Annotated in this window: 19 protein-coding genes; 6 read left to right on the forward strand and 13 right to left on the reverse strand. The window is 66.0% G+C overall.

Going from position 1 to position 17,295, the window contains the following annotated elements:
- Nucleotides 1-80 precede the first annotated feature (80 nt).
- Entirely contained in the window at nucleotides 81-1,901 is a 1,821-nt protein-coding gene (locus ACYVH8_RS15410) for an EAL domain-containing protein (RefSeq protein WP_460489694.1), read from the reverse strand.
- A 239-nt stretch (nucleotides 1,902-2,140) separates the two neighbouring features.
- Here ACYVH8_RS15410 and ACYVH8_RS15415 point away from each other — a divergent pair, with 239 nt between their 5' ends.
- Nucleotides 2,141-2,512 carry a hypothetical protein gene (locus ACYVH8_RS15415; protein ID WP_460489695.1) on the forward strand — a complete coding sequence of 124 codons (372 nt, stop codon included), beginning with the start codon at nucleotides 2,141-2,143 and terminating at the stop codon, nucleotides 2,510-2,512.
- A gap of 6 nt (nucleotides 2,513-2,518) precedes the next feature.
- Here ACYVH8_RS15415 and ACYVH8_RS15420 read toward each other — a convergent pair whose 3' ends face one another.
- The 6 genes from ACYVH8_RS15420 to ACYVH8_RS15445 form a co-directional block, all read right to left on the reverse strand.
- The gene (locus ACYVH8_RS15420; RefSeq protein ID WP_460489696.1) at nucleotides 2,519-2,980 is read right to left on the reverse strand and encodes a SixA phosphatase family protein; all 462 of its coding nucleotides are present in this window, start codon (nucleotides 2,978-2,980) and stop codon (nucleotides 2,519-2,521) included.
- A gap of 1 nt (nucleotide 2,981) precedes the next feature.
- On the reverse strand, nucleotides 2,982-5,090 hold the full coding sequence (gene ppk1 / locus ACYVH8_RS15425; protein WP_460489697.1) for a polyphosphate kinase 1: 2,109 nt from the start codon (nucleotides 5,088-5,090) through the stop codon (nucleotides 2,982-2,984).
- Nucleotides 5,091-5,100: 10 nt separating this feature from the next.
- Nucleotides 5,101-6,186 (reverse strand): glycosyltransferase family 4 protein, encoded by a 1,086-nt coding sequence (locus ACYVH8_RS15430; protein ID WP_460489698.1) that lies wholly within the window; start codon nucleotides 6,184-6,186, stop codon nucleotides 5,101-5,103.
- Nucleotides 6,183-7,010: a UDP-2,3-diacylglucosamine diphosphatase gene (locus ACYVH8_RS15435; RefSeq protein WP_460489739.1), complete on the reverse strand. Its 828-nt coding sequence runs from the start codon at nucleotides 7,008-7,010 to the stop codon at nucleotides 6,183-6,185. Before ACYVH8_RS15435 ends, ACYVH8_RS15430 begins: the two co-directional genes overlap by 4 nt.
- 44 nt (nucleotides 7,011-7,054) lie before the next feature.
- Nucleotides 7,055-7,879, reverse strand: a complete 825-nt coding sequence (locus ACYVH8_RS15440; protein WP_460489699.1) for a GNAT family N-acetyltransferase — start codon at nucleotides 7,877-7,879, stop codon at nucleotides 7,055-7,057.
- A gap of 77 nt (nucleotides 7,880-7,956) precedes the next feature.
- Nucleotides 7,957-8,457, reverse strand: a complete 501-nt coding sequence (locus ACYVH8_RS15445; RefSeq protein WP_460489700.1) for a hypothetical protein — start codon at nucleotides 8,455-8,457, stop codon at nucleotides 7,957-7,959.
- A 121-nt stretch (nucleotides 8,458-8,578) separates the two neighbouring features.
- On the opposite strand from ACYVH8_RS15445, the gene ACYVH8_RS15450 reads away from it, so the two are divergent.
- Genes ACYVH8_RS15450 through ACYVH8_RS15465 form a run of 4 tightly spaced genes read left to right on the forward strand, consistent with a single transcriptional unit; the run spans nucleotide 8,579 to nucleotide 10,632 of the window.
- Nucleotides 8,579-8,932: an ArsR/SmtB family transcription factor gene (locus ACYVH8_RS15450; RefSeq protein ID WP_460489701.1), complete on the forward strand. Its 354-nt coding sequence runs from the start codon at nucleotides 8,579-8,581 to the stop codon at nucleotides 8,930-8,932.
- Between the two features lie 29 nt (nucleotides 8,933-8,961).
- On the forward strand, nucleotides 8,962-9,462 hold the full coding sequence (locus tag ACYVH8_RS15455; RefSeq protein WP_460489702.1) for an ArsI/CadI family heavy metal resistance metalloenzyme: 501 nt from the start codon (nucleotides 8,962-8,964) through the stop codon (nucleotides 9,460-9,462).
- Nucleotides 9,463-9,490: 28 nt separating this feature from the next.
- Nucleotides 9,491-9,994: an arsenate reductase ArsC gene (locus tag ACYVH8_RS15460; protein ID WP_460489703.1), complete on the forward strand. Its 504-nt coding sequence runs from the start codon at nucleotides 9,491-9,493 to the stop codon at nucleotides 9,992-9,994.
- A complete protein-coding gene (locus ACYVH8_RS15465) occupies nucleotides 9,991-10,632 on the forward strand; it encodes an aquaporin (RefSeq protein WP_460489704.1) in 642 nt (213 codons plus the stop codon). Before ACYVH8_RS15460 ends, ACYVH8_RS15465 begins: the two co-directional genes overlap by 4 nt.
- Before the next feature lie 3 nt (nucleotides 10,633-10,635).
- Here the strand turns inward: ACYVH8_RS15465 and glmM are convergent, their stop codons facing one another.
- From glmM to ACYVH8_RS15485, 4 genes are all read right to left on the reverse strand, one after another.
- Nucleotides 10,636-11,967, reverse strand: coding sequence for a phosphoglucosamine mutase (glmM, locus tag ACYVH8_RS15470; RefSeq protein ID WP_460489705.1), 1,332 nt, complete (start codon nucleotides 11,965-11,967; stop codon nucleotides 10,636-10,638).
- Between the two features lie 40 nt (nucleotides 11,968-12,007).
- The gene (gene folP / locus ACYVH8_RS15475; RefSeq protein ID WP_460489706.1) at nucleotides 12,008-12,871 is read right to left on the reverse strand and encodes a dihydropteroate synthase; all 864 of its coding nucleotides are present in this window, start codon (nucleotides 12,869-12,871) and stop codon (nucleotides 12,008-12,010) included.
- 125 nt (nucleotides 12,872-12,996) lie between these two features.
- A complete protein-coding gene (ftsH, locus tag ACYVH8_RS15480) occupies nucleotides 12,997-14,913 on the reverse strand; it encodes an ATP-dependent zinc metalloprotease FtsH (protein WP_460489707.1) in 1,917 nt (638 codons plus the stop codon).
- A 163-nt stretch (nucleotides 14,914-15,076) separates the two neighbouring features.
- On the reverse strand, nucleotides 15,077-15,745 hold the full coding sequence (locus ACYVH8_RS15485; protein ID WP_460489708.1) for an RlmE family RNA methyltransferase: 669 nt from the start codon (nucleotides 15,743-15,745) through the stop codon (nucleotides 15,077-15,079).
- A gap of 102 nt (nucleotides 15,746-15,847) precedes the next feature.
- Between ACYVH8_RS15485 and ACYVH8_RS15490 the strand changes: the two genes are divergently transcribed.
- Nucleotides 15,848-16,321 carry a YhbY family RNA-binding protein gene (locus ACYVH8_RS15490; RefSeq protein WP_460489709.1) on the forward strand — a complete coding sequence of 158 codons (474 nt, stop codon included), beginning with the start codon at nucleotides 15,848-15,850 and terminating at the stop codon, nucleotides 16,319-16,321.
- Here ACYVH8_RS15490 and ACYVH8_RS15495 read toward each other — a convergent pair.
- Both ACYVH8_RS15495 and greA read right to left on the reverse strand, forming a co-directional pair.
- A complete protein-coding gene (locus ACYVH8_RS15495; RefSeq protein ID WP_460489710.1) occupies nucleotides 16,312-16,731 on the reverse strand; it encodes a DUF4149 domain-containing protein in 420 nt (139 codons plus the stop codon). The two genes, ACYVH8_RS15490 and ACYVH8_RS15495, sit on opposite strands and share 10 nt — an antisense overlap.
- A 17-nt stretch (nucleotides 16,732-16,748) precedes the next feature.
- Nucleotides 16,749-17,225 carry a transcription elongation factor GreA gene (gene greA / locus ACYVH8_RS15500; protein ID WP_460489711.1) on the reverse strand — a complete coding sequence of 159 codons (477 nt, stop codon included), beginning with the start codon at nucleotides 17,223-17,225 and terminating at the stop codon, nucleotides 16,749-16,751.
- Nucleotides 17,226-17,295 lie beyond the last annotated feature (70 nt).

Consider the following 17,295-nt stretch of genomic DNA (forward strand, 5'->3'; position numbering starts at 1 on the left):
GAAGCGTCATATGACTGAGACATGTCCCTGGCATGAACAATCGGTGACCGATGGCGCAGCCTGCAGGCGCGCCGCTGGGCTCAGGTCGTCATCGCCGCGCGCCGCGGCATGATGAAGAGACCGCTGCCCGAGAGCTTGGCCTCGCGTTTGGCGAGTGCGGCCTGGGTGGCGACCTCCTCCGCGTCGCGGTAGGCCTGGCTGCCGACCTGCACCGCGCCGATGGAGACCGTGGTGCAGGGGAAAAAACGCATGACACCATGGCGGTCTTCGGCATGGATGCCGCCGCACTGGCGAGCCGCCTCGTCGAAGAGTTCGCGCGCCTGCCCGGCGAACTCGGCAATGATGCGCTCGCAGCGCGGCGCCCAGTCGCTGCTCTGGAACAGGATCAGGAAATCGTCTCCGCCCACATGGCCGACAAAATCCTTCTGCGCATCGCTGTGGAACACGGCCAGACGCGCCAGCAGGCGGATCATGTCGTCGCCCCGCCAGTAACCGTACTGGTCGTTGAAGGGCTTGAAATTGTTCATGTCGATGTAGCAGGCTACGAACTCGCCCCGGCTCTCGATCAGGCGCTTGATGTGCAGGCTGATCGGGATATTGCCCGGCAGGGAAGTCAAGGGATTGGCGTGGCGGGCCGCCTCCAGGCGCAGCTCGGTGACCGAGCGCACCAACTGCTCGCCCGTTCCCAGGCCGACGTAACGCCCGTTCTCGGTGACGATGAAACCGTCACTGAGATAACGCTGATCCTGCGAGGTCAGGATGCCGATCAGTTCCTCGATGTCATGGCTGCGCTCGATCAGACGTGGCTGCTGGTTGGCGTGCAGCAGACAGGGCTTCTTGCCATAGATCTCCCTGAAATACAGGGTGGCGTAGTGGTCCATGAACTGCTGGCGATTGATGATGGCCTGCGGCTGCTCTTCGTTCACCACGGCCACCGCATGCAGATCTGGATGGGCCTGGAAGATGGCCGCCACCTCGTCGTTGTTGGCGTTGCGGCTGACGGCGGGCGCGTAGATGAGGGACAGATGGCGCAGTTGCCCCATGCGAACCACATAACGCTGCTCGGGCATCACCGCTACCCGCGTGTCGTGCAGCACGCCGTACGCAGCGGCCAGGATATCCGGCTGCGCGTCCGTGTCGGGCCGGCCCATGAAATAACCCTGGCCGTAGGCGATGCCCAGGTCACGGATGACACGCAGGTCGGCCTCGTTCTCGATGCCCTCCGCCACCAGTGCCGTGCCGAAGACATCGGCAATCTGCAGCAGGGCCTGCAGAGTCTTGAGCTTGTCGGCGCTGCTGCTGATGTCGCGGCTGAAGTACTTGTCGATCTTGACGATGTCGGGCCGCACCTGCGACCACAGGCGCAGACTGGAGCGGCCATCACCAAAATCGTCCAGCGCCAGCGACAGGCCGACGGCGTGCAGGGCTCGGGCCACCTCGACCAGACCGTCCATGTCGTGCACCCGTTCGTGCTCGGTGATCTCGAGCACGATCATGCGCGGCGACACGGCCAGCCCCCGCATGGCCCGCGCCAGCGTCTGCGTGCCACCCACGGCGACGAGCCGCTCCAGGGCATGGGCGCTGATGTTCAGAAACAGGCGTCCCGGCTGACGCTGCAGGCCCCACTGGCGCAGCGCGACATAGATGCAGAACAGCTCCAGCTCATAGAGCAGGCCTTCGGCCTGCGCGGCAGACAGCAGGGCGTCGGCCGACTGCAGGGCGCTGCCTTGCGGGCCGCGGATCAGCGCCTCGTGCGCGTACACGCCGGCCGACTTGAGATCGACAATGGGCTGGAACACCGGATACAGGGCATCGGCGCGCATCAGGCGCGCCAACGGACCGTCCCGGCCGCTCAGGGCAGGCCAGAATTCGGCGGCGAACAGGCGGACATGGTCGATCATTGGTGGACGTTCCGGAGCGCTCACATCCTCCGGTTCATCGAGCAGGGTTTCCAGCATTCCATTCCAGGGACCGAAGTCCCAACGACAGTCAAGCAGCTAATGTGCAGCGGCAGAATGACAGGCTGATGACCGAATGATTTCACCCTCATGACACACAAAAGTCACGCTGATGGGCCGCGATTGCGATGAATCTTTAAACTATATAAACTGTTTGCTCCCAATCTCATCGGTACCTGTCCATGGAAGAAAACGCCACGTCCGCCACCGCCCGCCCTGCTGCCAAACGCGTCCGGCCAGCCTCCAAGAAAACGACCACCCGCAAACCCGCGGCCCAGGCAGCCGCCAAAGCCGGCAAGAAACCGATCCGAACGGCGAAGACAGCCAAGGTCAAGAAACCCAAGCTGGTACGCGACAGCTTCACCATCCCCAAGGACGAATACGGCGCGCTAGCCGAGCTCAAGCAGCGCTGCGCCAAGCTCGAACAGCCGGCCAAGAAGAGCGAGCTTCTGCGCGCGGGCATCAAGGCGCTGGCAGGCATGAGCGACAAGAGCCTGCTGGCCGCGCTCAAGGCGGTGCCCTCGATCAAGACCGGCCGGCCCAAGAGGGGCTGAGCCGCCCTACAAGACGTCGGGCGATTGCACCGAGACCAGGGTGGTTTGTGAAGCGCCGTCGCGCAGGCGATGGCGCAGCCACCAGACGGCGCCCTTTTTCACGCTGCATTCGCTGCCGTGGATGGCCAGCAGGCGTGCGATGGTCTGCCCCAGCACGGGCTGGTGGCCGATCACCACGATGACACCACGACCCTCGGGCCACTGCACGGCCTGCAGCAGCTGCTCCACGGTGGCGTCCGGCCCGAGTTCCTCACGCAGCTTGTACTTGCGCCCCAGCGCCATGGCGGTCTGTTCGGTGCGGCGCGCCGGGCTGGCCAGGATGCGCGCGCCTTCGGGCAGCTGGCGGTCCAGCCAGGCGCCCATGCGGGCCGCCTGTTTCTCGCCGCGCGGGGTCAGCGCCCGCGCAAGATCATCCCCACCCGGCTGGGCCTCGTGCGCTTCCGCGTGACGCCACAGCAGCAGGTCCATCTCAGTGGATCTCGCGCAGCGCGTAGCGCGCCATGAGGGCATCCTGGGCGCTGAGCACCGGCCGGCCGGCGTCAGGTGTCACGCGTGCATAACGCCCGTCGGGCCGCAGCTCCCAGCTGCCCTGGCTGTCGCCCATGGCCGCGACCAGGCATTCGTCGACGATGCGCTGGCGCAGTTGCGGGTCCAGCACCGGCCAGGCCAGCTCGACCCGACGCAGCATATTGCGGTTCATCCAGTCGGCGCTGGACAGGTAAAGCTCTTCGGCCTCGCCGGCGCGGAAATAGAAGACCCGTGCATGTTCCAGAAAACGGCCGATGATCGAACGCACGCGGATGTTGTGGGTCTGCCTCGGCAGTTGTGCGGGCAGCATGCAGGCGCCGCGCACGATGAGATCGATCTTCACGCCCTGGCGACTGGCGGCGATGAGGGCGCGGATCAGGGCCTCGTCGGTCAGGGCGTTCATCTTGGCGACCAGGCGCGCCGGCTGGCCGGCCGCCGCGGCGGCTCCCAGGCTTTCGATCTTCTCCAGCAGCTTGCGGTGCAGCTGGAAGGGCGCCACCCAGAGGTGCTTGAGGCGCGGCAGGCGGCTCTGGCCGGCCAGATGGACAAAGACGTGCTCGATGTCGGCGGTCAGCGCCACGTCGGCCGTGAGGTGGCTGAGGTCGGTGTAGAAACGCGCCGTCACCGGGTTGTAGTTGCCGGTGGACAGGTGGGCGTAGCGGCGGAAGTGCCGGCCCTCGCGCCGCGTGACCAGCATCATCTTGGCGTGGGTCTTGAGGCCGACGACACCGTAGAGCACCTGCACGCCGATGGATTCGAGCTGCTCGGCCCAGTTGATGTTGACCTCTTCGTCAAAACGCGCCTTGAGCTCCAGCACCACGGTCACCTCCTTGCCGCGGCGCACGGCCTCGCGCAGCAGGTCCATGAGCACGGAATGGGCGCCGGTGCGGTAGATCGTCTGCTTGATGGCCAGGACCTTCGGGTCATTGATGGCCTCGCGCAGGAAATCGAGCACGCCGTCGAAGCTTTCATAGGGCTGGTGGATCAGCACGTCGCCGCGCTTGAGTTGCTCGAAGATGGACTGGCCGGGCACGAGCTGGCCGGGGTAGGAGGGTTTGTAGGAGGAGAAACGCAGGCGCGGCTCGTCCACCAGATCAACGAGCTGGCCCAGACGCACCAGGTTGACCGGGCCGTGCACGCGGTAGAGCGAGCCCTCGGGCAATTCGAACTGGCGCAGCAGGAAACCGGCCAGGTGCTCGGAACAACCGGCCGAGACCTCCAGGCGCACGGCCTGGCCGTAGTGGCGATGCTGCAGGCCCTGGCGCAGCGCGGTGCGCAGGTTCCTGACATCGTCCTCGTCCACCGCGAGGTCCGAATGGCGTGTGACGCGGAACTGCGAGAACTGGCTCATCTCGCGCCCCGGAAACAGTTCGGCCAGGTGCGCGCGGATCACGCTGGAGAGCGAGACGAAAAGACGGCGCTTGCCACACAGGGTCTCGGGCAGGCGAATCAGGCGTGGCAGGGCGCGGGGCACCTTGACGATGGCGATGTCGTTCTCGCGCCCGAAGGCGTCGTGCCCGCCCAGGCGCACGATGAAGTTGAGCGACTTGTTGGCCACCTGCGGAAAGGGATGGGAGGGGTCGAGCCCCACCGGGATCAGCAGGGGCCGCACCTCCTGCTCGAAGTGATGCTTGACCCAGCGCCGCTGCGCGGTGTTGCGCTCGCCGTGCGAAATGATCTTGATGCCCTGCTGCTCGAAAGCCGGCATCAATCCCTCGTTGTACAGGGTGTACTGGCGTTCCACCAGGCTATGGATAGCCACCGACAGGGCGTCGAAGGAGGCGGCGGTGTAGGCGCCCTGCCCCTGGCCCTGTTTGGCGCTCAGGTGCGGCTCGGCGCGGACCTCGAAAAATTCATCGAGATTGGACGAGACGATGCACAGGTAACGCAGGCGTTCCAGCAGGGGCACGTCCGGCCGGCCGGCCCAGTCAAAGACCCGCTCGTTGAAGGCCAGGATGCTCTGGTCGCGGTCCAGCAACGCCGGAACGGTGCTCGGGTAGACGCTCTCGGCAGACACGGTGGGGTCCAGGCTGTAAGGTTGCAAGATCATGACAAATTGTTTACAACCTTGATGACAAAGTTGTGACAACCTCACCCGACGACAAGCTTGTGGCTTGCGGCTTGCGTGCCGGGACCAGATGGGCCAGGAACTGCCGGCCGGCCTGCTCCCAGCTGAACATCTCGGCCCGCTGGCGGGCGGCATGGCGCGGCACGGCCTGGACGCGGTACCAGGCCTGCGCCAGGTCCTCGGCCAGCACCCCGCCCTGGGCCCGGCCCTGGTGCTGGCCCAGCACCTCCAGCGGGCCGTCCACCGGATAGGCCGCCACCGGCGTGCCGCAGGCCATGGCCTCCAGCATGACCAGACCGAAGGTCTCGGAACGGCTGGGCATGACGAACACATCGGCCGCCCCATAGACCTGCGCCAGTTCGGCCCGCGGCAGGATGCCCAGCCAGCGCACGCCCGGGTAGCGTTCCTTGAGCGTGGCCTCCAGCGGGCCGACGCCACAGACGATCTTGCTGCCGGGCACGGAAAGCTTCAGGAAGGCCTCGATGTTCTTTTCATAGGAGACCCGGCCGACGAAGAGCGACACGGGACGGGGCAGATCCTGCAGTTGGGGGTGCAGGCGCACCTTGTCCTGGTAGGGGAAGAGGCTCAGGTCCACACCATGGGTCCACGGACGCAGATTGCGAAAGCCGCGCTGCTGCAGCAGGTTCAGCACGCCCTGGGTGGGCACCAGCACGCCCGAGGACGGCCGATGGAAGTGGCGAAACAGGGCATAGCCCAGGACGAGGGGCAGGTGCAGCGCGGCCCGCAGGATTTCCGGGAAACGGGTGTGATAGGCCGTGGTGAAGGCCAGGCCGTGCCTGAGGCAATAAGACCGCGCCGCCCAGCCCAGCGGGCCTTCGGTGGCGATGTGGATGGCCTGGGGCGCCAGCGCGTCCAGGCGCTGGCTCAGCGCCTTGCGCGGCCGCACCGCCAGGTCGATGCCGGCATACCCCGGGCAGGGGCGCGTGCGGAACTGGCCGGGGTGGATCACGTCGATCTCGTGCCCGGCCTTGAGAACTTCGCGCACCAGTTCCACCAGCGTGGTCACCACGCCATTGACCTGAGGCTCCCAGGCGTCGGTGACGAGCGCGATCTTCATGCGGCGGCGGCGCGCACGGCAGCCTGCAAGGCCTGGCCCGGGGACGTGTCGCCCCAATGCACGAGTTCGAGCCGGCCGTCGTGGTGCTCGACCAGGGCGGTCAGGCTTTCGACCCAGTCGCCGTCGTTGCAATAGAGGATGCCTTCGATCTCGCGGATCTCGGCGTGGTGGATGTGGCCGCAGACCACGCCCTGGTGGCCGCGTTTGCGCGCCTCGTGCGCCACGGCCTGCTCGAAGTCGCTGATGAAGTTGACCGCCTTCTTGACCTTCTGCTTCAGGTAGGCCGAGAGCGACCAGTAGGGCAGGCCGAACTTGGCGCGCAGGTGGTTGAGGTAGCGGTTGAGCTTGAGCGTGAACTCGTAGAGATTGTCACCCACATAGGCCAGCCACTTGGCGCACTGGATCACGCCGTCGAAATAGTCGCCATGGGTGACCCACAGGCGCTTGCCGTCGGCCGTGACGTGGACGGCGTCCTCCACCACCTCGATGCCGCCGAACTGGTGGCCGATGAAACCCCGCGCGAACTCGTCGTGGTTGCCCGGCACGAAGACCACGCGGCAGCCCTTGCGCGCGCGGCGCAGCAGCTTCTGCACCACGTCGTTGTGGGCCTGCGGCCAGTACCAGCGCCGGCGCAGCTGCCAGCCGTCGATGATGTCGCCCACCAGGTAGAGGTGCTCGCTGGAGCTGGCCTTGAGGAAGTCCAGCAGGTCCTCCGCGCGGCAGCCGGGTGTGCCCAGGTGCAGGTCCGAGATGAAGACCGCGCGGTAGCGCTTGCCGCCGCCCTTGTCGTCCTCATGATCGTCGTCATGTCCCTGGCGCGCCATGGCCTGCCCCAGCCAGCTGCTGCGGTGTTCGAGCGCGCTCTTCATCAGGCGCCGAAGAAGTGTTTGCGGTAACGCGCCGGCAGATCGCTGATGCGCATCAGCATGGGCAGGTCCGCGCTGTTGAAGTCAGGGTCCCAGGCCGGGGCGCCGAGCACCTTGGCGCCCAGGCGCAGGTAACCCTTGATCAGGGCCGGCGGCTCGACGTCCAGGCTGCTGTCGAGCTCGTCGACCGGCAGCGGCAGGCGCGGCCAGACCTGGTGCTCGATGGGCGCCATGTGGGTCTCGCGCACCTGGCGCCAGATGCTGGCCGCCACGTCGCCACGGACCATACCGTTGTGCAGCATGGGGATGCTGGCGCAGCCGATCATGGTGTCGAGCTTGTTGCGCACCATGAACTCGGTCAGAGCGCCCCACAGGGCCATGATGACGCCGCCGTGGCGGAAATCGGGGTGCACGCAGCTGCGGCCCAGTTCCACCATGCGCTCGCGCAGGGCGCGCAGACGCGTGAGGTCGAACTCCAGCTCGCTGTAGGTGCTGCCGATGCGCTGCGCCTGCTCGGGCGTGAGCACGCGGTAGGTGCCGATGACCTGCTGCGTTTCCTGGTCGCGCACCAGAAGATGCTCGCAGTAGTCATCGAACAGATCCACGTCGTGACCGGGCACCGTGGTGGACAGGCGCGCGCCCATCTCGCCGACGAAAATGTCGTGCCTCAGGCGCTGCGCCGCACGGACTTCATCGAGGTGGCGCGCCCAGGAAACCTCAAAACCGCCGCGCTCTTGCGCAGGGACAGACTGATCAGGGCGGTGAAGTGACCCCCGAGGCATGGCAACGGGTGAGAGCGGGAAGGTGGGGTTCGGCAGTTCTTTCATTTTTTCTCTCCTTTTTTGATGTCGGTGGATCGGGTTGGCTTGTAAAAAAGCCCCGGCTCGGCGGGGCTCGCAAGAGGTCAGGTGACGACGGCGCCTCCATCGCGGCGCCGTTCGACCAGGGTGGCCGTAGCGCCGTCACCCTGGGTGTTGAAGAAGATGAAGCGCCGGTCCGGCGTGCCCACGATGCTGGACCGCAGGGAGGTCCGCCCCCCGGCGCGGGCCAGCGCTGCCACGGCCAGCGTGCGCGCGCGCAGGTCGTCGGGCACGACCAGCCAGCATCCCTGGCGCTCCAGGATCTCGATGGCACCATGCAGTTCACCCTGGTCCACGAACAGGGCCAGCACCCCGTGACGGGGGCTGCCGCCCAGCGGCTGGAACAGCAGGCCGGCGGCGCGCTGCCCGGGGCTCAGCGTCCACCGATGCAGCAGCTGGGTGCGCCCGGGCTGCCACAGCCCCTCGTCGCCCTGGAAAGCAGGCAAGCAGCCGGCATCCCGCAGGCGGCCAACCTCCATGCCCATGGCCGGTCCGGGCCCGAGGTCACCGGACTCGTGGGAGTTGAAGCTTGCGGCTGCGTTCATGCATGTCAGTGTGCTCAGCCTTCATGACGCCTCCATGGCTGCGTCATGACAAATGCATGACATCGATCCTCCAGGTTTGGAGGGGCCTTCTATTTTTCAATATTTCAAGTATTATTGAAACATGAGAAAAACCAAAACCACCGAAATCGAGGTTCTGCGTTCGCTGGCCGCGCTGGCCCAGGCCCAGCGCCTGCGCGCCTTCCGCGCGCTGGTAACGGCCGGCCCCGAAGGCCTGACACCGGGTGTGCTGGCCGAGCAACTGGGCATCAGCCCCAGCGCCCTCTCCTTCCACCTCAAGGAACTGGTGCATGCGGGCCTGGCCGGCAGCGAACCCGATGGCCGGCGCCTGGTCTACCGCGCCAACTTCGCCCAGATGGACGCCCTGCTGGGCTACCTGACCGAGCACTGCTGCCAGGGCGCCGCCTGCGAACTCAGCCCCGGCAAGAGCCGCAAGACCGCCTGCGCCAGCTGCTGAGGCCTTTTCCCTCACCTCCGGAGTCCACCATGAAACGCTTCCACGTCCACCTTCATGTCGAAAACCTCACGAAAAACATCGCCTTCTATTCGGCCATGTTCGGGCAGACGCCGGCACGCACCGAAAGCGATTACGCCAAGTGGATGCTGCAGGACCCGCCTGTGAACTTCGCCATCTCAACGCGTGGCGACCGGCCGGGCGTCGATCACCTGGGTATCCAGGTCGAGTCCAGCGAAGATCTGCAGACCCTCAAGGCCCAGGCCACCGACGCCGACATGGCCCTGCTTGATGAGGGCGAGACCAGCTGCTGCTACGCGCGCAGCGAGAAGTACTGGTTGACCGACCCGCAGGGCATCGCCTGGGAGCAGTTCCACACCCTGGACAACATCCCCGTCTTCAAGCAGAAAGACCAGGCCAGCCCGGCAACCGGCGCCTGCTGCGCAGCGAAGAAGGACATCAAGGTGGCGAGTGCCGGCTGTTGCGCCCCGACGTCTGCCCAGATCGCCAACGGCGCCAAGGCCTGCTGCTGAACCCAGTTTCCTCATCTGAAAAACCGACATGAACCACAAGACGCCCCTGAACGTCCTCTTCCTCTGCACGCATAACTCGGCGCGCAGCATCCTGGCCGAAGCCACGCTGAACCACATCGGCGGCGGCCGCTTCAAGGCCTGGTCCGCCGGCAGCAGCCCGCGTGAGAACCAGCAGCCCAACCCGCTGGGACTCCAGGTCCTGCAGGCTGTCGGCATCGACACCTCGGGCCTGCGCAGCAAGAACTGGGATGAATTCGCCGGCGCCAACGCGCCGCGGATGGACCTGATCATCACGGTCTGCGACAACGCCGCGGGCGAAGTCTGCCCCATCTGGCCCGGCCACCCGGCCACCGCCCACTGGGGTTACGCCGACCCGTCCGAAGTGCAGGGCACGCAGGAACAGAAACTCGAAGCCTTTCGCCAGACCCTGCTGTCCATCCGCCGCCGCCTGGACCTGCTGGTCAACCTGCCCCAGGACAAGCTGGCGCAGCAACTGATCCAGCACACGGCGCGCGAACTGGGACGCACATGAGCGCAGGCATGCAGAAGGTGCTGGCCGAATTCATCGGCACGGCGATGCTGCTCTGTGCTGTCATCGGCTCGGGCATCATGGCCGAGCGCCTGGCCGATGGGAACATGGCCGTGGCCCTGCTGGCGAACACGCTGGCCACCGTCTTTGCGCTTTACGTGCTGATCGAAACACTGGGGCCTGTCAGCGGCGCGCATTTCAACCCGCTGGTCACGCTGCTGGCCGGGCCGCGCACGCTGGCCACACTCCAGGTCATCCTCGCACAGTTGCTGGGGGCCGTGGCCGGGGCCTGGCTGGCCCACGCCATGTTCGGCCTGGAGATCGTGCAGACCAGCAGCAAGCTGCGCACGGGCGTCGGCCTGTGGCTGGCCGAGACCGTGGCCACGGCCGGGCTGGTGTTCGTGATCCTGCGCGCGCCCGCGGGCAAAGCCGCCGCGCTCGTGGCCTGCTACATCGGCGCAGCCTACTGGTTCACGGCCAGCACCTCGTTTGCCAACCCCGCCGCCGTGCTGGGTCGTATGCTGAGCGACAGTTTTGCGGGCATCGCCCCGTCCAGCGCCCCGGCTTTCGTGGCCGCCCAATGCCTGGGGGCCTGGCTGGGCCTGCAGCTGGCCCACGCCCTGCGCAGCCCTGCAGACTGAAGCTCAGGGCTTGAGGGTCGAGGCCAGCCGCTCGGCGCAGGCCCGGGCCTGCGCGGCATCACGCGCTTCCACCATCACGCGCACCAGGGGCTCGGTGCCGCTGGGACGGATGAGCACACGGCCTGTCTGACCCAGCTCCGCTTCGACAGCCTTGGTTTCGGCGCTCAGCCGCGTATTGGCCTTCCAGTCCTGGCCGGGCTGCAGACGCACATTGATGAGGGTCTGCGGAAACAATGTGACGTCGGCCAGGAGCTGGGCCATGTCCTGCCCGCTGCGCACGCAGGTCTGCAACACCTGCAAGGCCGAGACCAGACCGTCCCCCGTGGTCTGCTTGTCCAGCGCCAGCAGATGGCCCGAGCCTTCGCCGCCCAGCAACCACTTGTGCCTGTTCAGTTCTTCCAGCACATAGCGGTCGCCGACCTTGGCGCGCACGAACTGCACACCACGTTTTTTCAGCGCCACCTCCACCGCCATGTTCGTCATCAGCGTGCCCACGACACCGGGCACGTGCTCGTCGCGGCCCAGCCGGTCGTCCACCATCAGGTAGAGCAGCTCATCGCCGTTGTACAGGCGGCCCGTGGCGTCCACCATCATCAGGCGGTCGGCATCGCCGTCGAGCGCCACGCCGTAGTCGGCCTGGTGGGCCTTGACGGCTGCCACCAGGGCTTCCGTATGCGTAGCTCCGACCTCGTGGTTGATGTTCAGGCCATCGGGTGCGCAGCCGATCGCCACCACCTCGGCGCCCAGCTCGTGAAAGACCTTGGGGGCGATCTGGTAGGCCGCACCATGCGCGGCATCCACGACGATCTTCAGGCCCTTGAGCGTCAGGTCGGTCGAGAAGGTGCTTTTGCAGAACTCGATGTAACGACCGGCCGCATCATCGAGCCGGCGCGCGCGGCCCAGGCTGGCCGAGTCCGCCCAGACCGGCGGCTCGTCCACCGCGGCTTCCACGGCCAGCTCCCACGCATCGGGCAGCTTGCTGCCCTGGGCGCTGAAGAACTTGATGCCGTTGTCCGGGTAGGCGTTGTGGCTGGCGCTGATGACCACACCCAGCGAGGCGCGTTGCGCGCGCGTGAGATAGGCCACGCCGGGGGTCGGCAGGGGACCCAGCAGCACCACCTCCACCCCAGCGGAGTTGAAGCCCGACTCCAGCGCGCTTTCCAGCATGTAACCGGAAATCCGGGTGTCCTTGCCGATCAGCACCACGGGCTTGTCGTCCGTGCGCTTGAGCACGCGGCCCACCGCATGCGCCAGGCGCAGCACGAAGTCGGGCGTGATGGGGGACTGCCCCACTGTGCCGCGAATGCCGTCGGTGCCGAAGTATTTCCTGCTCATGGACCTGTCCCCTTGAATTCCGTTTTTTGATCGATGCTATTTATTTTATAGCTGTCAGCACCTTCAGCGCCTGCACGGTTTCCCGCACATCGTGCACCCGCACGATGGCCGCGCCCCGCTCCACCGCCAGCAGCGCCGCCGCGATGCTGGGCGCCAGACGCTCGTTCTGGCCGGCCGGCGGTGTGCTGCCCGGCGGCGGGCCGGCCACGGCGCCCAGAGAAGACTTGCGCGACCAGCCGGCCAGCAGAGGATAATCGGCCGCCAGCAGCTCGCGCTGGCGCGCCAGCAGCGAGAAGTTCTGCGCCACCGTCTTGCCGAAACCTATGCCGGGATCGAGCACGATGCGCTCCCGGGCCACCCCGAGGGATAACAGCTCCTGCGCCGCCTGCTGCAGGAAAGCCGACACGGCCGGCAGTATCTCGCCCTCCATGGGGCGGATCTGCATGGTGAGCGGCTCGCCATGCATGTGCATGAGGCAGACGCCGCAATTCGGGTGATGGGCCACGACCTGCCGGCCGTCCAGGGGATCGGCCGCGTCCTGCCAGCGCAGGGCCCAGATGTCGTTGACGATGTCGGCCCCCAGGTCGAGCACGGCCCGCATGACCTGCGGCTTGTAGGTGTCGACCGATACCGGCACACCGAGCTTGAGCGCCTCGCGCAGCACGGGCAGCACGCGCGCCAGCTCTTCGTCCCGCGGCACCGGCACGGCGCCCGGGCGGGTCGATTCGCCGCCGAGGTCCAGGATGTCGGCGCCGTCTTTCAGCAGCTGCTCGCAATGCGCCAGGGCTGCACGCGTCGTTGCATGGCTGCCGCCATCGGAAAAAGAATCCGGCGTGATGTTGACGATGCCCATGACCTGCGGCCTGGACAGGTCGATGGCGTAACGGGCGGTCTGCCAGAACATGACGAAATGACGGCACCACTACGTGGTTGCCATGACGGCACTAGGCGCCGTGATGAAAATCGTCATTCTGTCATGACCAGCGCAACGCGCGGCCGTCCTTGCCGCGGAAGCGGCAGTCATGCCACCTAAGCGGCCGATGGCGAAGGATCGGTCTTCACCGCGGGTGTGCCCCCTGCATCGCCACCGCCGGAATTCGGCGTGCGCGGCGTCCAGTCCTTCGGGGGACGGGGCACCTTGCCGGCCATGATGTCGTCGAGCTGTTCCGTGTCGATGGTTTCCCATTCGAGCAGGGCCTTGGCCATGGCATGCATCTTGTCGGAGTTGTCTTCGATGAGCTTGCGCGCCAGGGCATACTGCTCGTCGATGATGCGGCGCACCTCGCCGTCCACCTTCTGCATGGTCTGCTCGCTGATGTTGGTGGTCTTGGTCACCGAACGGCCCAGGAAGACCTCGCCCTCGTTCTCGGCATAGACCATGGGGCCGAGCGCATCGCTCATGCCGTACTTCATGACCATGTCGCGTGCCAGGTTGGTGGCGCGCTCGAAGTCGTTGGAAGCGCCCGTGGTCATCTGGTGCATGAACACTTCCTCGGCGATACGGCCACCGAAGAGCATGCTGATCTGGTTCAGCATGTAGTCGCGGTCGTAGCTGTAGCGGTCCTTCTCGGGCAGGCTCATGGTCACGCCCAGGGCGCGGCCGCGCGGAATGATGGTGACCTTGTGCACCGGATCGCACTTCGGCAAAAGCTTGCCGATCAGCGCGTGGCCGGATTCGTGGTAGGCCGTGTTACGGCGCTCTTCCTCGGGCATGACCATGCTCTTGCGCTCGGGGCCCATGAAGATCTTGTCCTTGGCCTTCTCGAAATCCTGCATCTCGACCACGCGCGCATTGCGGCGGGCGGCCATCAGCGCGGCCTCGTTGCAGAGGTTGGCCAGATCGGCGCCGGACATGCCGGGGGTGCCGCGGGCGATGATGCTGGGGTTGACGTCCTGGCCGATCGGCACCTTGCGCATGTGCACGTTGAGGATCTGCTCGCGGCCGCGGATGTCGGGCAGCGTCACATAGACCTGGCGGTCGAAGCGGCCCGGGCGCAGCAGCGCGGCGTCCAGGATGTCCGGGCGGTTGGTGGCGGCCACCACGATGACACCCAGGTTGGTCTCGAAGCCGTCCATCTCGACCAGCATCTGGTTCAGGGTCTGCTCACGCTCGTCGTTGCCGCCGCCCAGGCCGGCACCACGCTGGCGGCCGACGGCGTCGATTTCGTCGATGAAGATGATGCAGGGCGCGTTCTTCTTGGCGTTCTCGAACATGTCGCGCACGCGGGCCGCGCCCACGCCGACGAACATTTCGACGAAGTCGGAACCCGAGATGCTGAAGAAAGGCACCTTGGCCTCGCCGGCAATGCCCTTGGCGAGCAGGGTCTTGCCGGTGCCTGGCGGGCCGACCAGCAGCAGGCCGCGCGGAATACGACCGCCCAGCTTCTGGAATTTCTGCGGATCCTTGAGGAAGTCCACGACTTCCTTGACCTCTTCCTTGGCCTCATCGCAGCCCGCGACGTCGGCGAAGGTGACCTGGTTGTTGTTCTCGTCGAGCATGCGCGCCTTGCTCTTGCCGAAGCTGAAGGCGCCGCCCTTGCCGCCGCCCTGCATCTGGCGCATGAAGTAGATCCAGACGCCGATCAGCAGCAGCATGGGGCCCCAGCTGACCAGCAGAGTCATGAGCAGGGAGCCCTCCTCGCGCGGCTTGACGTCGAACTTGACGCCGTTGTTGATCAGGTCGCCGACCAGGCCGCGGTCCAGGTAGGTGGCGGTGGTGCGCACCTTGCGGTCGTCGGTGGTGGTGGCCAGGATTTCGGTGCCGCCCGGGCTTTCCTGGATCAGGGCGCTCTTGATGCGGTTGCTGCGCACTTCCTCCAGAAAGTCGGAGTAGCCCAGCGTGCCGGTCGCGCCAGCGCTGCGGGTGTCGAACTGCTTGAACACCGTGAAGAGCACAAGCGCGATCACCAGCCAGACGGCCACTTTAGAAAACCACTGATTATTCAAGTGCAACTCCAGTAGGGATGCCAGGGAAAAACATAGCTTGTAGCCATTTTAGGCGTTTCAAGCCTGGCCCCCATTGATATGGTCGGCTACAGCCATGGGTTCTGCATGGGATTTGCCGCCGATTTCACACATAAATGCGGGCTTTCCCGGCGATCGGGCCTGCTCAGGCGGCAGGCTGCTGCTTCAGACCCAGACCGACCAGAAAGGTTTCTGATGAACGGTCGCGCGAGGCCTTGGGTTTGATGGCCTTGACGGTCTGGAAATTCGCCCGGAAACGCTGGATGATCTCTTCGTAACCACGGCCGTGGAAGACCTTGGCCACCAGGGCCCCCGGGGGCTTGAGATGGTGCTGACAGAAGTCGATGGCCAGCTCGATCAGATGCTCCATCCGGGCCGCATCGACCGAAGACACGCCCGAGAGATTGGGTGCCATGTCGGAGACCACCACGTCGGCCTGGCGGCCCTGCAGCAGCGCTTCCAGCCGGGCCAGCATCTCGGGCTCGCCAAAATCGCCCTGGAGGTACTGCACGCCCTCGATGGGTTCCATGGGCAGCAGGTCCAGGCCGATGATGCTGCCCTTGAGCTCGCCCACCGCCGCCCCACCCGGCGCCATGCGACGGCGCAGGTACTGGCTCCAGGCGCCGGGCGCGCAGCCCAGGTCCACCACCACCTGGCCGGGTTTGACCAGGCGCAGGGTTTCGTCGATTTCCTTGAGCTTGTAGGCCGCCCGCGCCCGATACCCTTCCTTCTGCGCCAGCTTGACGTAGGTATCGTTGACGTGGTCGTTGAGCCAGGCCTTGTTGACCTTCTTGCTCTTGGTGTTGACTTTCATTTTCTCTTTCAGGGGGACAACCGGCTACGCCGGTTGCATCGCAGGCTAACTTTGCATCGCAAAGTCAAGGCGCGACGCGCCGGCAGGGGACATAATAACGACATGCCAGCGATACAACTCACCCCTGCCGAACGCAAGGAATTCCGTGCCGAAGCCCATCACCTCGACCCCGTCGTGATGATCGGCAACGACGGCCTGACGGCCGCCGTCCAGAAGGAAACCGACGCGGCCCTCAAGGCCCACGGCCTGATCAAGGTGCGCGTCTTCTCGGACGACCGCACCGCACGCGAAACCATCTTCCAGACCCTGGCCGAGGAGCTCGGCGCGGCCCCCATTCAGCACATCGGCAAGCTGCTGGTGCTCTGGCGTCCCAAGCCGGAGAAAGAACGCGCCGAGGACGAGGACCGCATGCCCGGCCCGCGCGACGTCAAGGTCCTCAAGTTCAGCAAACGAGGCGGTCAACGCCCCGAGGTCCAGGTGCTGCGCGTGCTGGGCAACCAGCGCCTGACATCCGGCGGCAAGGTCAAGCGGGCCAAACCCAAGCAGACCAGCGTCAAGAAACGCAGTCAGACCTGACGTTTCCCGAGCCGCCAGAAAGTCAGGGCGGCACACGCCCACTGCAAGAAGTACATGGCACTGCCGATACGGTGCCAGATCGCCAGGTTCTCCCGCGCCACGATGCGCGGCGCCACTGCGAATTCCGCCAGCAGGGCCAGCAGCAGGCCCCCAATGACGAGCAGCCGGGCGGCGTGCAAGGGATGGGCGCCCTCCTCCCCCTCTTGCGGGCGTGAGGCCAGCAAGAGCAGCAGGGTACAGGCCACGGAGACCCAGGTCTGCGCCGTAAAGAACCTGGCCGCCAGCGTACCGGCCATGGTGCCGGGTAGATGTGCGAACAGCAGCGGCACCACCAGGAAACCGATGGTCGTCAGGCTACCCCACCAGAGGGCGGCGGCCCACCAGGGCAATTGCTGACGGATCACACGCATGCGCCGGAGTCCTGTTTTCAGCGGTAGCTGACGGCCACGATCTCGTAGCGCTTGACGCCCCCGGGCGCCTGCACTTCGGCCGTGTCGCCCTCTTCCTTGCCGATCAGGGCGCGGGCGATGGGGCTGCCGACGTTGATCAGGCCCAGCTTGAGATCGGCCTCGTCCTCACCCACGATCTGGTAGGTCACTGCGTCGCCGGTGGATTCGTCCTCCAGTTCCACGGTGGCGCCGAACACCACCTTGCCGCCGGCATCGATGGAGCCCGGATCGATGACCTGGGAGGCTGAAAGCTTGCTCTCGATTTCCTGGATGCGGCCTTCGATGAAACCCTGGCGGTCCTTGGCAGCGTCGTATTCGGCGTTTTCGCTGAGGTCACCCTGGGCGCGCGCCTCGGCAATGGCATTGATCACCCCGGGGCGATCCACCGTCTTGAGACGGTGCAATTCGGCCTTGAGCTTTTCGGCGCCACGGGTCGTGATCGGAATGGTGGCCATGTCTCTGAGTTCTTAAGAGGTAAAAGTAAAGGGGGCAGACCGGCGCGTAGCGCGGGCCTGCCCCAGGGGG

Source organism: Curvibacter fontanus (assembly GCF_054780335.1).

Bases quoted from the DNA above. Each gene is read 5' to 3' on its own strand.
- ACYVH8_RS15485 (WP_460489708.1), bottom strand. From the start codon at position 15,745: ATGAAAGTCAACACCAAGAGCAAGAAGGTCAACAAGGCCTGGCTCAAC.
- ACYVH8_RS15415 (WP_460489695.1), top strand. From the start codon at position 2,141: ATGGAAGAAAACGCCACGTCCGCCACCGCCCGCCCTGCTGCCAAACGC.
- ppk1 (WP_460489697.1), bottom strand. From the start codon at position 5,090: ATGATCTTGCAACCTTACAGCCTGGACCCCACCGTGTCTGCCGAGAGC.
- ACYVH8_RS15465 (WP_460489704.1), top strand. From the start codon at position 9,991: ATGAGCGCAGGCATGCAGAAGGTGCTGGCCGAATTCATCGGCACGGCG.
- ACYVH8_RS15460 (WP_460489703.1), top strand. From the start codon at position 9,491: ATGAACCACAAGACGCCCCTGAACGTCCTCTTCCTCTGCACGCATAAC.
- ACYVH8_RS15495 (WP_460489710.1), bottom strand. From the start codon at position 16,731: ATGCGTGTGATCCGTCAGCAATTGCCCTGGTGGGCCGCCGCCCTCTGG.
- ACYVH8_RS15450 (WP_460489701.1), top strand. From the start codon at position 8,579: ATGAGAAAAACCAAAACCACCGAAATCGAGGTTCTGCGTTCGCTGGCC.
- greA (WP_460489711.1), bottom strand. From the start codon at position 17,225: ATGGCCACCATTCCGATCACGACCCGTGGCGCCGAAAAGCTCAAGGCC.
- ACYVH8_RS15420 (WP_460489696.1), bottom strand. From the start codon at position 2,980: ATGGACCTGCTGCTGTGGCGTCACGCGGAAGCGCACGAGGCCCAGCCG.
- ACYVH8_RS15410 (WP_460489694.1), bottom strand. From the start codon at position 1,901: ATGATCGACCATGTCCGCCTGTTCGCCGCCGAATTCTGGCCTGCCCTG.
- ACYVH8_RS15455 (WP_460489702.1), top strand. From the start codon at position 8,962: ATGAAACGCTTCCACGTCCACCTTCATGTCGAAAACCTCACGAAAAAC.
- ACYVH8_RS15435 (WP_460489739.1), bottom strand. From the start codon at position 7,010: ATGGCGCGCCAGGGACATGACGACGATCATGAGGACGACAAGGGCGGC.
- ACYVH8_RS15440 (WP_460489699.1), bottom strand. From the start codon at position 7,879: ATGAAAGAACTGCCGAACCCCACCTTCCCGCTCTCACCCGTTGCCATG.
- glmM (WP_460489705.1), bottom strand. From the start codon at position 11,967: ATGAGCAGGAAATACTTCGGCACCGACGGCATTCGCGGCACAGTGGGG.
- ACYVH8_RS15490 (WP_460489709.1), top strand. From the start codon at position 15,848: ATGCCAGCGATACAACTCACCCCTGCCGAACGCAAGGAATTCCGTGCC.
- ACYVH8_RS15430 (WP_460489698.1), bottom strand. From the start codon at position 6,186: ATGAAGATCGCGCTCGTCACCGACGCCTGGGAGCCTCAGGTCAATGGC.
- ACYVH8_RS15445 (WP_460489700.1), bottom strand. From the start codon at position 8,457: ATGAACGCAGCCGCAAGCTTCAACTCCCACGAGTCCGGTGACCTCGGG.
- folP (WP_460489706.1), bottom strand. From the start codon at position 12,871: ATGTTCTGGCAGACCGCCCGTTACGCCATCGACCTGTCCAGGCCGCAG.